This window comes from Nocardioides salarius, assembly GCF_016907435.1.
Classification (GTDB): domain Bacteria; phylum Actinomycetota; class Actinomycetes; order Propionibacteriales; family Nocardioidaceae; genus Nocardioides; species Nocardioides salarius.
Genome location: NZ_JAFBBZ010000001.1, coordinates 188,930 through 202,185, shown reverse-complemented (window position 1 = coordinate 202,185; position 13,256 = coordinate 188,930). Strand labels below are relative to the sequence as shown.

13 protein-coding genes are annotated in these 13,256 nt (G+C 73.7%); all 13 read left to right on the top strand.

Features of this window, described 5'->3' with window-relative positions; all coding sequences use genetic code 11:
• Window positions 1–73: 73 nt before the first annotated feature.
• The 13 genes from steA to scpB all read left to right on the top strand — a co-directional run bounded on the left by steA (window position 74) and on the right by scpB (window position 13,208).
• Window positions 74–1,273 carry a putative cytokinetic ring protein SteA gene (steA, locus tag JOE61_RS01020; protein ID WP_193668703.1) on the top strand — a complete coding sequence of 400 codons (1,200 nt, stop codon included), beginning with the start codon at window positions 74–76 and terminating at the stop codon, window positions 1,271–1,273.
• Window positions 1,274–1,277: 4 nt separating this feature from the next.
• Complete coding sequence (locus JOE61_RS01015; protein WP_193668704.1) at window positions 1,278–2,156, top strand: copper transporter; 879 nt, start codon at window positions 1,278–1,280, stop codon at window positions 2,154–2,156.
• A 51-nt stretch (window positions 2,157–2,207) separates the two neighbouring features.
• Complete coding sequence (gene pyrG, locus JOE61_RS01010) at window positions 2,208–3,896, top strand: CTP synthase (protein ID WP_193668705.1); 1,689 nt, start codon at window positions 2,208–2,210, stop codon at window positions 3,894–3,896.
• A gap of 29 nt (window positions 3,897–3,925) precedes the next feature.
• A complete protein-coding gene (locus JOE61_RS01005) occupies window positions 3,926–4,570 on the top strand; it encodes an NUDIX domain-containing protein (protein WP_193668706.1) in 645 nt (214 codons plus the stop codon).
• On the top strand, window positions 4,567–5,682 hold the full coding sequence (gene ald, locus JOE61_RS01000) for an alanine dehydrogenase (RefSeq protein WP_193668707.1): 1,116 nt from the start codon (window positions 4,567–4,569) through the stop codon (window positions 5,680–5,682). Before JOE61_RS01005 ends, ald begins: the two co-directional genes overlap by 4 nt.
• Window positions 5,683–5,684: 2 nt before the next feature.
• Entirely contained in the window at window positions 5,685–6,707 is a 1,023-nt protein-coding gene (locus JOE61_RS00995) for a site-specific tyrosine recombinase XerD (protein WP_307822735.1), read from the top strand.
• Complete coding sequence (locus tag JOE61_RS00990) at window positions 6,707–9,370, top strand: DEAD/DEAH box helicase (RefSeq protein WP_193668708.1); 2,664 nt, start codon at window positions 6,707–6,709, stop codon at window positions 9,368–9,370. Before JOE61_RS00995 ends, JOE61_RS00990 begins: the two co-directional genes overlap by 1 nt.
• A gap of 9 nt (window positions 9,371–9,379) precedes the next feature.
• The gene (locus JOE61_RS00985) at window positions 9,380–9,757 is read left to right on the top strand and encodes a hypothetical protein (RefSeq protein WP_193668709.1); all 378 of its coding nucleotides are present in this window, start codon (window positions 9,380–9,382) and stop codon (window positions 9,755–9,757) included.
• Window positions 9,758–9,782: 25 nt separating this feature from the next.
• On the top strand, window positions 9,783–10,076 hold the full coding sequence (locus JOE61_RS00980) for a GNAT family N-acetyltransferase (protein WP_193668710.1): 294 nt from the start codon (window positions 9,783–9,785) through the stop codon (window positions 10,074–10,076).
• A gap of 348 nt (window positions 10,077–10,424) precedes the next feature.
• The gene (locus JOE61_RS00975) at window positions 10,425–11,324 is read left to right on the top strand and encodes a ParA family protein (RefSeq protein WP_443678579.1); all 900 of its coding nucleotides are present in this window, start codon (window positions 10,425–10,427) and stop codon (window positions 11,322–11,324) included.
• Window positions 11,309–11,644 (top strand): hypothetical protein, encoded by a 336-nt coding sequence (locus JOE61_RS00970; protein WP_193668711.1) that lies wholly within the window; start codon window positions 11,309–11,311, stop codon window positions 11,642–11,644. The genes JOE61_RS00975 and JOE61_RS00970 overlap by 16 nt, the downstream gene beginning before the upstream one ends.
• An 8-nt stretch (window positions 11,645–11,652) precedes the next feature.
• On the top strand, window positions 11,653–12,555 hold the full coding sequence (locus JOE61_RS00965) for a segregation and condensation protein A (protein WP_193668712.1): 903 nt from the start codon (window positions 11,653–11,655) through the stop codon (window positions 12,553–12,555).
• Window positions 12,552–13,208 carry an SMC-Scp complex subunit ScpB gene (scpB, locus tag JOE61_RS00960; protein ID WP_307822733.1) on the top strand — a complete coding sequence of 219 codons (657 nt, stop codon included), beginning with the start codon at window positions 12,552–12,554 and terminating at the stop codon, window positions 13,206–13,208. The genes JOE61_RS00965 and scpB overlap by 4 nt, the downstream gene beginning before the upstream one ends.
• Window positions 13,209–13,256: the final 48 nt, after the last annotated feature.

The following is a 13,256-nucleotide window of genomic DNA, read 5'->3' as shown; positions in this document are numbered from 1 at the left end:
CACAGCCCACCGCCGCGCGACACGGCGCACGCCTTCCATCAAGCGCCCCGCGACGGTGCGACAGTGGAGGGACATGAAGCTCTCGACCCGCCGCCGCCCCGCCCCCGTGCTGCCCGGCCTGACCGCCACCGCACGCGTGGAGCGCCGCCCCCGGACCCTGCTGACCCGCCTGCGCCCCGGCGACGTGGCGGTCGTCGACCACAGCGACCTCGACCGCGCTACCGCCCAGTCGCTCGTCGACGCCGGCGTCGTCGCGGTCGTCAACGCCGCTCCGATGCTCTCGGGCCGCTACCCCGCCCAGGGCCCCGGGCTGCTGGCCAGCCACGGCGTGCTGCTCCTCGACCGGGTCGGCGCCGCGGCCGGTGGGGTCGAGGACGGCACGAGCGTGCGCCTCCACGACGGGGTGCTGCACCTCGACGACGGCCGGGCCCTCGAGGGTCGGCTGCTCGAGGCGGCCGACCTCGAGGAGGAGACCACCCGCGCCCGGCTCGGCCTGGCCTCCCAGCTCGAGACCCTGACCCACAACGCCGCCGAGCTGCTGCGCCGCGAGGAGGAGCTGCTGCTGCACGGGCGCGGCCTGCCCACGCTGGCGACCAGCTTCGAGGGACGCGCCGCCGTCGTCGCGGTCGAGGGTCCCGAGCTCGCGGCCGAGCTGGCGCTCGTGACGCCCTACGTGCGCGAGCAGCACCCGGTCGTGATCGCCGTCCACCACGCCGCCGACCGGCTCGTGGCCGCCGGACTGCGCCCCGACGTGGTGGTCGTCGACGGACGCAGCGACCTCGACCCCCCGCGCGCCGCGACGCTGAGCGCGGCCGCCGACGTGGTGGTGGTCGTGGCTCCCGGCGCGGGGCACTCCCTGACCGCCGCCGTCGAGCGGACGGGGGTGCGGGCCGCGACGCTGAGCACCACCGCCACCGCCGAGGACGCCGCCCTCCTGCTGGCCAAGGCGGGGGAGTCGACCCCCGTGATCGGGGTGGGGCTGCACGCCGACCTCGAGGACTTCCTCGACCGCGACCGCGGCGGCGTCGCCAGCACCTACCTGACCCGGCTGGCGCTCGGCCCCCGGCTGGTCGACGCCACGGCCGTGCCGCTGCTCTACACCGGGCGGGTCCGCCCCCGTCACCTCTACGTCGTGATGCTCGCCGGCCTGGTGGCGCTGCTCTGCGCCCTGGCGGTCACCCCCGTGGGCCAGGAGTGGGCCACGCTCTGGGGCGAACGCCTCACCGGCTGGGCCGACGCCCTGACCGACCGACTTCCCGACCTCTCGAGGTAGCACCGTGATCACCTACCGCCACCACGTCGTCTCCCTCGTCGCCGTCTTCCTGGCCCTCGCGGTCGGGGTCGTGCTCGGCGGCGGCCCGCTCGCCGACGCCGACGAGGGCAGCGACGACCAGGCCCCCGCGGCCTCCGCCGACGCCGCCCAGGACGCCCGGGGCGAGTACGCCGACGTGTTCGCCGCCGCCAGCGCCTCCCGCCTGCTCGAGGACGGCCTCGAGGGCCGCTCGGTGGCGCTGGTCAGCGCCGGCGGACCCGATGACGAGGTGCTGGGCGCCCTGACCGCCCACGTCGAGGAGGCCGGCGGCGAGGTGGCCGCGCGCTACGAGCTGCTCGACCGGCTGGTGGGCGGCTCCTCGACCTCGCTGGTCGACACGCTCGGCCAGCGCCTGGCCGAGGAGGTCGACGACGGTGCGATCGACCCCGACGCGCCGGCGTACGACCGGCTGGGCCAGCTCCTGGGGCTCGCGCTGGCCACCTCGGCCCCCGACGGCACGCCCGCGGGCGGCAACGCCCGTACGGTGCGCCAGGGCCTCGTCGGGGCCGACCTGCTGGCCACCAGCGACGCCGAGGCCTCCCGGGCCCCGCTGGTGCTGCTGGTGCTGGGCGAGGACACCGACCCCGACGTGCTGACCGGGCTGGCCTCGGGGCTGGCCACGGTCGCCGGTGGCACCGTGCTCGCCGGCGGCTCGGACTCGGCGCAGGACGGCACCCTGGCCGCGGTGCGCGAGGCCGGCACCCCCGGTGGCGTGGTCAGCGTCGACGGGGTCGAGACCCCCGCGGGGCAGGTCACGGCCGCCCTCGCGCTGCTGGTGGCCGGCAGCGGCGCCGGTGGCGACTACGGGCCCGCCGGGGTCGACGGGGCCGTCCCGCTCACCTGACCCCGCGCGTCGGTTCGAGGTCACCGCGCCGCTGGGATAGCATGGAGTTCCGTGAGGAACTCAGGCCCGACCAAGCACGTGTTCGTGACCGGAGGCGTCGCCTCCTCGCTCGGGAAGGGACTCACGGCCTCCAGCCTGGGTCGGCTGCTGCGCTCGCGCGGCCTCCGGGTGACGATGCAGAAGCTCGATCCGTACCTCAACGTCGACCCCGGGACGATGAACCCGTTCCAGCACGGCGAGGTCTTCGTGACCGACGACGGCGCCGAGACCGACCTCGACATCGGGCACTACGAGCGCTTCCTCGACACCGACCTCTCCCAGATCGCCAACGTCACCACCGGGCAGGTCTACTCGCAGGTCATCGCCAAGGAGCGCCGCGGCGACTACCTCGGTGACACGGTGCAGGTGATCCCCCACATCACCAACGAGATCAAGGACCGCGTGCTCGCCATGGGCGGCGCCGACATCGACGTGGTGATCACCGAGGTCGGGGGCACCGTCGGCGACATCGAGTCGCTGCCGTTCCTCGAGGCCGCGCGCCAGGTGCGCCACGACGTGGGTCGCGACAACTGCTTCTTCATCCACGTCTCGCTGGTGCCCTACATCGGGCCCTCCGGCGAGCTGAAGACCAAGCCCACCCAGCACTCGGTGGCCGCCCTGCGCCAGGTCGGCATCCAGCCCGACGCGATCGTGTGCCGCGCCGACCGCGAGCTGCCGATCTCGATCAAGCGCAAGATCGCGCTGATGTGCGACGTCGACGACGAGGCGGTCGTCACCGCCGCCGACGCGCCCTCGATCTACGACATCCCCAAGGTGCTGCACCGCGAGGGCCTCGACGCCTACCTGGTGCGCCGCCTCGACCTGCCCTTCCGCGACGTCGACTGGACGCTGTGGGACGACCTGCTCGAGCGGGTGCACCACCCCGAGGAGGAGGTCACCGTCGGCCTCGTCGGCAAGTACGTCGACCTGCCCGACGCCTACCTCTCGGTCGCCGAGGCCCTGCGGGCGGGCGGCTTCGCGCACAGCGCCAAGGTCAACCTGCGCTGGATCCCCTCCGACGAGTGCGCGACCCCCGCCGGTGCCGCCAAGCACCTCAGCGACGTCGACGCGGTCTGCGTGCCCGGCGGCTTCGGCATCCGCGGCCTCGACGGCAAGCTCGGCGCGCTGACCTACACCCGCACCCACGGCATCCCCACGCTGGGGCTGTGCCTGGGCCTGCAGTGCATGGTCATCGAGTACTCCCGCGAGGTGCTGGGCCTGGAGAAGGCCGGCTCGACCGAGTTCGACCCGCAGACCCCCGAGCCGGTCATCGCCACGATGGCCGAGCAGGTCGCCATCGTCGACGGCGAGGGCGACCTCGGCGGCACGATGCGCCTGGGGCTCTACCCGGCCGCGCTCAAGGAGGGCTCCGTGGTGCGCGCGGCGTACGGCGAGGCGCAGGTGCACGAGCGCCACCGCCACCGCTACGAGGTCAACAACGCCTACCGCGAGGACCTCGAGGCGGCCGGCCTGGTCTTCTCGGGCACCTCGCCGGACAACAACCTGGTCGAGTTCGTCGAGCTGCCCCGCGAGGTGCACCCCTACTACGTCTCGACCCAGGCGCACCCCGAGTACCGCTCGCGCCCGACCCGTCCGCACCCGCTCTTCGCGGGCCTGGTCGGCGCCGCCATCACCCGGCAGCGCGAGCTGCGGTTCCCGATCGACGAGAAGGGCCTGCGCCGCAAGCCCGCCGACGACTGAGACGCGTGCCGCCCGGTAGCGTCGAGACCATGGACCACCCGCCGCTGCGAGACGTGCCCACGACCTGGCCGGTCGCCGAGTCGGCCGACCTGCACCGCGACGGCTGGGTCGTGGCGCTGCGCGAGGACCGGATCCGGCGCCCCGGCCACCCCGACGAGGAGCCGTTCCGCCGGGTCGTCCTCGAGCACCCCGGCGCGGCCGTGGTGCTCGCGGTCGACGAGCGCGAGCGGGTGCTGTGCCTGTGGCAGTACCGCCACGCCGCCGGGCACCGCTTCGTCGAGATCCCCGCCGGGCTGATGGACGGTGAGGACGAGGACCCGCTCGACGTCGCGCGCCGCGAGCTGGGCGAGGAGGCCGGGCTGGCGGCGGGGGAGTGGACCCACCTGGTCTCGACCTACGCCTCGCCCGGCATCTCCGCGGAGCTGGCGCACATCTACCTGGCGCGCGACCTGAGCGACGTCGGCCGGGGCGACTTCGAGCCCCAGCACGAGGAGGCCGAGATGGAGGCCGCCTGGGTGCCCTTCGACGACCTGCTGGCCGGCGTGCTGGAGGGGCGGTTGTGTGACGCACCTCTCGTCATCGCGATACTGGTGGCGCACGCTCGCGGACTCGCGGGAGCCGCCCGGCACGACGGGGTGCCGGCGGAAGTGCAGAAGGAAGGTGCAGCCACGTGAAGGTCGGCGTCCCCAAGGAAGTCAAGAACCACGAGTACCGGGTGGCGATCACGCCCCTGGGAGTCAACGAGCTCGTCTCTGCCGGCCACCAGGTCGTCATCGAGGCCGGTGCCGGGCTGGGCTCGCAGGTCACCGACGAGGAGTACGTCGCCGCGGGCGCCGAGATGCTCCCCGACGCCGACGCGGTGTGGGGCAGCGCCGACATGATCTTGAAGGTCAAGGAGCCCGTCGCCGAGGAGTACCACCGGATGCGGGAGGGCCAGGTGCTCTTCACCTACCTCCACCTGGCGGCCGACAAGACCCTGACCGAGGAGCTGCTGGCCCGCAAGGTCACCGCGATCGCCTACGAGACCGTGCAGCAGGACAACGGCGCCCTGCCGCTGCTCTACCCGATGTCGGAGGTCGCCGGCTGCCTGGCGCCCCAGGTCGGCGCGCACTCGCTGCTCAAGGCCCAGGGCGGGCGCGGCGTGCTGCTCGGCGGGGTCGGCGGCGTGGCCAACGCCAAGGTCGTCATCATCGGCGCCGGCGTCTCGGGCCAGAACGCCGCCAACATCGCGCTGGGCATGGGCGCCGACGTCACCCTGCTCGACACCGACCTCGAGAAGCTGCGGATGTCGTTCTGGCGCTACAACAACAAGGTGCACGGGCTGGCCTCCTCGAAGCTCGCGATCGAGCAGCACGTCACCGAGGCCGACATGGTCATCGGCGCGGTGCTGATCCCCGGCGCGGCCGCGCCCAAGCTGGTCAGCAACGAGCTGGTCTCGCGGATGAAGCCGGGCTCGGTGCTCGTCGACATCGCCGTCGACCAGGGCGGCTGCTTCGAGGACACCCGCGCCACCACCCACGCCGACCCGACGTTCATGGTCCACGACTCGGTCTTCTACTGCGTGGCCAACATGCCGGGCGCGGTGCCGACCACGTCGACGTACGCCTTGACCAACGCCACCATGCCGTACGCCGTCGCGCTGGCCGCCAAGGGCTGGCGCCAGGCGCTGCGCGACGACCGGTGCCTGGCCAAGGGGCTCAACACCCACGACGGCCAGCTGACCAACGGCCCCGTCGGCGCGGCGACCGGCATCGACGCCGTGGCGCTGGAGCAGGTGCTGTCCTGAGCGTGCCCGCCCTCGACGCGCCCACCGCGGCCGCCACCGACCAGCCGGCGGCCGCGGTGCGCACCTACCTCGACCACCTCTCGGTGGAGCGGGGCCTGGCGCCGAACACGCTCGCCTCCTACCGCCGCGACCTGCGCCGCTACCTGGCGCACCTCGCGGCGACGGGGGTCGAGCGTCTCGACGACGTCACCGAGGCGGGCGTGAGCGCGTTCCTGGTGCACCTGCGCGAGGGCGACGCCGACCACCCGCCGCTGAGCGCGACCTCGGCGGCGCGCACGGTGGTGGCGGTGCGCGGCTTCCACCGCTTCGCGCTGGCCGACGGGCTGGCGGCCCACGACCCGGCCAGCGGGGTCAAGCCCCCGACACCGGCCAAGCGGCTGCCCAAGGCGCTGCCGCTCGCCGACGTCGAGGCGATCCTGGAGGCGGCCGGCTCGCCGGGCACGTCGCTGGCGCTGCGCGACCGGGCGCTGCTCGAGCTGCTCTACGGCACCGGTGCCCGGATCTCCGAGGCGGTGGGTCTCGACGTCGACGACCTCGACCTGGCTCCGCACGACGGGGACCCGCACGGCGGGGACCGGCAGGAGGGAGCGGGGGACGCCTTCGAGGGCACCGTCCTGCTGCGCGGCAAGGGCGGCAAGCAGCGCGTCGTGCCGGTCGGCTCCTACGCCATCGAGGCGGTGCGCGCCTACCTGGTGCGCGCCCGCCCCGAGCTGGCCGGCCTCGGCGGCCCCGCCGGCACCGGTGGCGCGCTGTTCCTCAACGCCCGCGGCGGCCGGCTCTCGCGCCAGTCGGCCTGGACCGTGCTGACCCGCGCCGCCGAGCGCGCCGGCGTCACCCGCGACGTCTCCCCGCACACGCTGCGCCACTCCTTCGCCACCCACCTGCTCGACGGCGGCGCCGACGTGCGCGTCGTCCAGGAGCTGCTGGGCCACGCGTCGGTGACCACCACCCAGGTCTACACCCTGGTGACCGTCGACAACCTGCGTGAGGTCTTCGCGACCGCGCACCCGAGAGCCCGAGGCTGATGACCCAGCAGGACACCCGCACCACCGACCACCTGCAGGGCTTCGACTGGCCGCGGGCCGGGTCGGACGCCGACGCGGTCTACGAGGCGGTGGCGGCGTACGCCGCGAGCAAGGGCCTCGACCTCTACCCGCACCAGGACGAGGCGGTGCTCGAGCTGCTGGCGGGCAGCAACGTGGTGCTCGCGACCCCGACCGGGTCGGGCAAGTCGCTGGTGGCGCTGGCCGCGCACGCCACCGCGCTGGCCGACGACCGGGTCTCGTTCTACACCGCGCCGATCAAGGCGCTGGTGAGCGAGAAGTTCTTCGACCTGTGCACCGTCTTCGGCGCCGACAACGTCGGGATGCTGACCGGGGACGCCGCGGTCAACGCGGACGCGCCGATCATCTGCTGCACCGCGGAGGTGCTGGCCAACGTGGCGCTGCGCGAGGGACGCGCCGCCGACGTCGGGCTGGTGGTGATGGACGAGTTCCACTACTACGGCGAGCCCGACCGCGGCTGGGCCTGGCAGGTGCCGCTGCTGGAGCTGCCGCAGGCCCAGTTCCTGCTGATGTCGGCCACCCTGGGCGACGTCAGCGCGCTGGGCATCGACCTGACGCGGCGCAACGGTCGCGAGACCGCGGTCGTCGACGACGCCGAACGCCCGGTGCCGCTGTCGTTCACCTGGTCGCTCGACCCGCTGCCCGAGCGGCTCGAGGAGATCGTGACCACCGGCCAGGCGCCGGTCTACGTCGTGCACTTCACCCAGGCCGCCGCCGTCGAGCACGCCACCTCGCTGCTCAACGCGAGCTGGATCCCCAAGCCGGAGGGGATGACCGAGCGGCTGGCCGGCACCCGCTTCGGCGCCGGCTTCGGCAAGACCCTGGCCAAGCTGCTCAAGCGCGGCATCGGCGTGCACCACGCCGGCATGCTCCCGCGCTACCGCCGCCTGGTCGAGCAGCTGGCCCAGGCCGGGGAGCTGTCGGTGATCTGCGGCACCGACACCCTGGGGGTCGGCATCAACGTGCCGATCCGCACCGTGCTCTTCACCGGTCTGGCGAAGTTCGACGGCACCCGCCAGCGGGTCCTGCGCACCCGCGAGTTCCTCCAGATCGCCGGTCGTGCCGGCCGGGCCGGCTTCGACACCGCCGGCTACGTCGTGGTCCAGGCCCCCGAGCACACCATCGAGAACGAGAGGGCCAAGGCGAAGGCGGCGGCCAAGAACGCCACGATGAGCGCCGAGAAGCAGGCCAAGCGCAAGTCGAAGGCCCAGCTGAAGAAGCCGCCCGAGGGCACGGTGGTGTGGACCGAGCAGACCTTCGACAAGCTCGTGGCCGGCGAGCCCGAGGCGCTGGCCTCGCGGATGAAGGTCGACAACTCGATGCTCCTCAACGTGGTCTCGCGCGAGGAGGACGCCTTCCCGGTGCTGCGCCGGCTGCTCACCGACAACCACGAGGAGCCACGCCAGCAGCGCCGGCTGGCCCGTCGGGCGCTGCGCCTGGCCCGCTCGCTCGTCACCTCGGGGGTGCTGGTGCGCCTCGCGGAGCCCGACGAGCACGGACGCCGCTACCGGCTGACCCACGACCTGCCGCCCGACTTCGCGCTCAACCAGCCGTTGGCCCACTTCGCGCTCGAGGCGTTCGACGTGCTCACGCCCGCGGAGGAGTCCGGCGACCCGGTGACCCACGCCCTCGACGTGGTCTCGGTCGTCGAGTCCGTCCTCGACTCGCCGCGCCAGGTGCTGATGGCCCAGCAGTGGGCCGCGCGCGGCGAGGCCGTCAACGAGATGAAGGCCGACGGCATCGAGTACGAGGAGCGGATGGCGCTGCTCGAGGAGATCACCTGGCCGCAGCCGCTCGCCGAGCTGCTCGGGGCGGCGTACGAGCTCTACCGCGGCGCGCACCCGTGGCTGCCCGAGGACGCGCTGGACCCCAAGTCGGTCGTGCGGCAGATGTACGAGCAGGGGATGAGCTTCACCGACCTGGTGGGGCGCTACCAGCTGGCCCGCTCGGAGGGTCTGGTGCTGCGCTACCTCACCGACGCCTACCGCACGCTGCGCCAGAGCGTCCCCGAGCAGCACCGCTCCGAGGAGCTGGAGGGGCTGGTGGAGTGGCTGGGCGAGACGGTGCGCCAGACCGACTCCTCGCTGCTCGACGAGTGGGAGGCCCTCACCGACCCGGCGGCCGCGCTGGCCCGCCTGGGCGACGAGCTGACCCACCACGCCCCGCCGCCACCGCCTCGGCCGCTGTCGCAGCAGGGCCGCTCCTTCGACGTGATGGTGCGCAACGCGATGTTCCGCCGCGTCGAGCTGGTGGCGCGCGACGACCTCACCGGGCTGATGGCGCTCGAGCGGGCCGCGGCCGACCGCACCGAGCCGCCCCGCGAGGTGGTGATGGGTCGCTCGGCGTGGGACGGCGCGATCGAGGAGTACTACGCCGAGCACGACAGCGTCGACCTCGGGCCGGACGCGCGGGGGCCGCGCCTGCTGGTCACGACCACCAGCACGGGCGTCCCGCCCGGCCTCGACGGCGACGGGCCCGCGGCCCGGCTGCTCGAGGTGCGCCAGACGGTGCACGACCCCGCGGGGCACCACGACTGGGTCATCGACGCGGTGGCCGACCTGGACGCCTCCGACGAGCTGGGCGAGCTGGTGATGCCCACCGTGGCCTTCCACCGGCTCGGCTGAGGTGGCTGCGTGAGCCGCCTGATCAGGCCGCCCAGCTCGGTCCTGCTCCTGGTGGGGCGTGAGGACTTCACCCCGCCGACCTCCTTCGGCGGGGCCCCCTGCGCCGCGACCCCCGACTGCCTGGCGGTCGCGGTGCGCGACGTCGAGGACGGGCCGACCCTGGCCGAGCTCACCGACGACCCGGGAGCCGCGGGGCTCCAGGACCTGATGACGCTCGGCGACGTGCGGCTGGAGTCGGAGGGCCTGCTGGTGCTGCGCGACGTCTACAGCCGCGAGTACGGCACGGTCGGGGTCGAGGCGGGCACCGTGCGGGTGCGCGTGCTGGCCGACGACGACTCCGAGCCCGGACACGTGGTGTTCCTGGTCGGCGGCCCGCCGCAGGGGTGAGGGGCGCCGACCTAGCATCGGGCCCATGAGCGACCTCACCGTGACCGACCAGCCCGAGCAGCAGCGCTACGTGGCCCACGTCGACGGCGTCGAGGCCGGGGCGGCGCAGTACGAGCTGGCCGACGACCCGGCGCGCATCGTCTTCACCCACACCGTGGTCGACGATGGTTTCGAGGGCGAGGGGGTCGGCTCCGCGCTGGCCCGCACCGCCCTGGACGACGTGCGCGCGGCGGGGGAGCGCAGCGTCGTGGCCCGGTGCTCCTTCGTCGCCGGCTGGATCGACAAGCACCCCGACTACCAGGACCTGCTGGCCGGCTGACGGCACGCGAGTTCTCCACAGATTTCTCCACAGGTGGGGGATCGCCTGTGCAGGCCCACCGGGGGCTCGTGCACAGATCGGGGCACCCGACCGGACCGCGGCGGCGAACCTCGCCAGATGCTTGTGGGCGGCCCGGAGCGGTCCTAGGCTCGCCCGCAACCCGGACCCGGTCGACCGTGTCGACAAGTCGTCGTGCCGCCGTGGGCGGGGCCGGTGGAGGAGCAGCAGATGAGCGATGGTGGGATGTCCCCGGGGACCGGAGCAGGTCACGGCGGCGCCAGCGCACCCGAGGTGCCGCCACTGGTCCGTGCCCCTGCCCAGCCGCCCGCCCCCGATCTCGGAGACGATCTGTCCGTGAGCGACCCCCTGCCCTTCGAGCGTCCGGCGCGCCGTGACGCCGGCGCCCCGGTCCTCGGCCCCACCGGCCGGCCGATGCCGGACTTCCCCGAGCCAGGCCCCGTCGCCGAGCACGGCAAGGCCCGCGTCGTGGCGATGTGCAACCAGAAGGGCGGCGTCGGCAAGACGACGACCACCATCAACCTCGGCGCGTCGCTGGCCGAGTACGGCCGCAAGGTGCTGCTGGTCGACTTCGACCCCCAGGGCTCGCTGTCGGTGGGTCTCGGGCTCAACCCGCACGAGATGGACCTCTCGGTCTACAACCTGCTGATGGAGCGTGACGTCACCCTCGACGACGTCGTCGTGCCCTCCGGCGTGCCCGGCATGGACCTGCTGCCCTCCAACATCGACCTCTCGGCCGCCGAGGTGCAGCTGGTCCACGAGGTCGCGCGCGAGCAGACCCTGCAGCGCGTGCTCGCCCCGGCGCTCGAGCAGTACGACGTCGTGCTCATCGACTGCCAGCCCTCGCTGGGCCTGCTGACCGTCAACGCGCTGACCGCCGCCCACGGGGTCCTCGTGCCCCTGGAGTGCGAGTACTTCGCGCTGCGCGGGGTGGCGCTGCTCAAGACGACGATCGACAAGGTCCGCGAGCGGCTCAACCCGGGTCTCGAGATCGACGGCGTGCTCGGCACCATGTTCGACGGCCGCACCCTGCACTCGCGCGAGGTGATGGAGCGCCTGGTGCAGGCGTGGGGCGACAAGGTCTTCCACACCGTCATCCGTCGCACCGTGAAGTTCTCCGACTCCACCGTCGCCGGTGAGCCGATCACCAGCTACGCCTCGTCCTCCGCCGGCGCGGAGTCCTACCGGCAGTTGTCGCGGGAGGTGCTGGCTCGTTGGCTCGACGGGTGAGCATGCCGGCCGCCGACGACCTGTTCCGCCCCACGGCCCCGCAGCAGAGCGAGCCTCGCGAGGAGCCGCCGAAGGAGCAGGCCAAGCCGGCCGCGCGCTCCCGGCCCAGCGGGCGGGTGCGCCACGACGAGAAGATGACGGTCTACATCACCTCCGAGGAGCTGCTGGCCGTCGAGCAGGCCCGCCTGGCGCTGCGCAGCGGCCACGGCCTGGCCGTCGACCGCGGCCGGCTGGTGCGTGAGGCGCTGGCCATGACACTGGCCGACTTCGAGGCCCGCGGCGAGGACAGCGCGCTCGTACGCCGCCTCGCCGAGGAGTGAGCAGCACCATGAGCACCGGGGCGGGCGCCGTCGAGACCGACGCCGACGCCACGAGCCCCGCGTTCGCCGTGCGTCTCGACAACTTCGAGGGCCCCTTCGACCTGCTGCTCAACCTGATCGCCAAGCACAAGCTCGACATCACCGAGGTGTCGCTCTCGAGGGTCACCGACGAGTTCATCGCCCACGTCAAGGCGCTGCGCAGCGCACCCGCCGCGGCGTCCGCGACCGGGCGCGACGCCTCGCTCGACCTGGAGCAGACCACGTCGTTCCTGCTGGTCGCCTCCACGCTGCTCGACCTGAAGGCGGCCCGGCTGCTGCCCCAGGGCGACGTGGAGGACGAGGAGGACCTGGCGCTGCTCGAGGCCCGCGACCTGCTCTTCGCCCGGCTGATCCAGTACCGCGCCTACAAGCAGGTCGCCGCGGTCGTGGAGGGCCGGCTGCTCGACGAGGCGCGCCGCTACCCCCGCGCCGTCGGCCTCGAGGACCGCTTCGCCTCGCTGCTGCCCGAGGTGCTCATCGGCATCGGGCTCGAGCAGTTCGCCGCGCTGGCCGCGAAGGCGATGGCGCCCAAGCCGGTCGTCGAGGTCTCCCTGCAGCACATCCACGCCGCCCGGGTCTCGGTGCGCGAGCAGGCCGCGATCGTGGTCGAGCGGCTGCGCCGCGCCGGCACCACCACCTTCGCCGCGCTGTGCCGCGACTCCCCGGACACCCTGACCACCGTGGCCCGCTTCCTCTCGCTGCTCGAGCTCTTCCGCGAGGGCGTCGTGGTCTTCGACCAGGTCACGCCGCTGGGCGTGCTCACGCTGCGCTGGACCGGTGACGACGACGTCGACGCCGACGCCCTGGTCACCGACGAGTTCGAGGGCGCCCCGCCCGCTCCCACCGACACCCCCGAGGAGGGCCTCGCGTGAGCGACCCCCTGATCGAGACACCCGAGCCGCTGGCCCAGCCGCTCGCCCGGCCGTTGACACTGCGCCCGGCGCTGGAGGCGGTGCTGATGGTGGCCGACCAGCCCCTCGACGCGGTCAGCCTGGCCACGGCCGTGGGGCACCCCGTCGAGGTCGTCGTCGGCGCCCTGCAGACGCTGGCCGAGCAGTACGACGAGCAGGACCGCGGCTTCGAGCTGCGCCACGTGGCCGGCGGGTGGCGCTACTACACCCGCGAGGCCTACGCCCCCGCGGTGGAGCGGTTCGTGCTCGAGGGCCAGCAGGCCCGGCTGACGCAGGCGGCGCTTGAGACGCTCGCGGTGGTGGCCTACCAGCAGCCGGTCTCGCGGGCCCGGGTCTCGGCGGTGCGCGGCGTCAACGTCGACGGCGTCATGCGCACCCTGCTGACGCGGGGCCTGGTCGAGGAGTCCGGGCAGGACGCCGGCACCGGCGCCCACCTCTACCGCACCACCACCTACTTCCTCGAGCGGATCGGGATCAGCTCGCTCGACGAGCTGCCCGAGCTCGCGCCCTACCTGCCCGAGATGGCCGACCTCGAGGACGAGCTCGAGCGCGTGGGAGGGTTCACCGCAGAGCCCGACGACCACGTCGCCGCCCCGACCGAGGAGACCCCGTGACCCGCCCGCCGCACGACCGCCCCGCCCCCCTCGGTGAGGACGACGGTC

Coding starts and splice junctions, on each gene's coding strand:
- steA (WP_193668703.1), top strand. CDS start 74: ATGAAGCTCTCGACCCGCCGCCGCCCCGCCCCCGTGCTGCCCGGCCTG.
- JOE61_RS00990 (WP_193668708.1), top strand. CDS start 6,707: ATGACCCAGCAGGACACCCGCACCACCGACCACCTGCAGGGCTTCGAC.
- JOE61_RS01005 (WP_193668706.1), top strand. CDS start 3,926: ATGGACCACCCGCCGCTGCGAGACGTGCCCACGACCTGGCCGGTCGCC.
- JOE61_RS00965 (WP_193668712.1), top strand. CDS start 11,653: ATGAGCACCGGGGCGGGCGCCGTCGAGACCGACGCCGACGCCACGAGC.
- JOE61_RS00980 (WP_193668710.1), top strand. CDS start 9,783: ATGAGCGACCTCACCGTGACCGACCAGCCCGAGCAGCAGCGCTACGTG.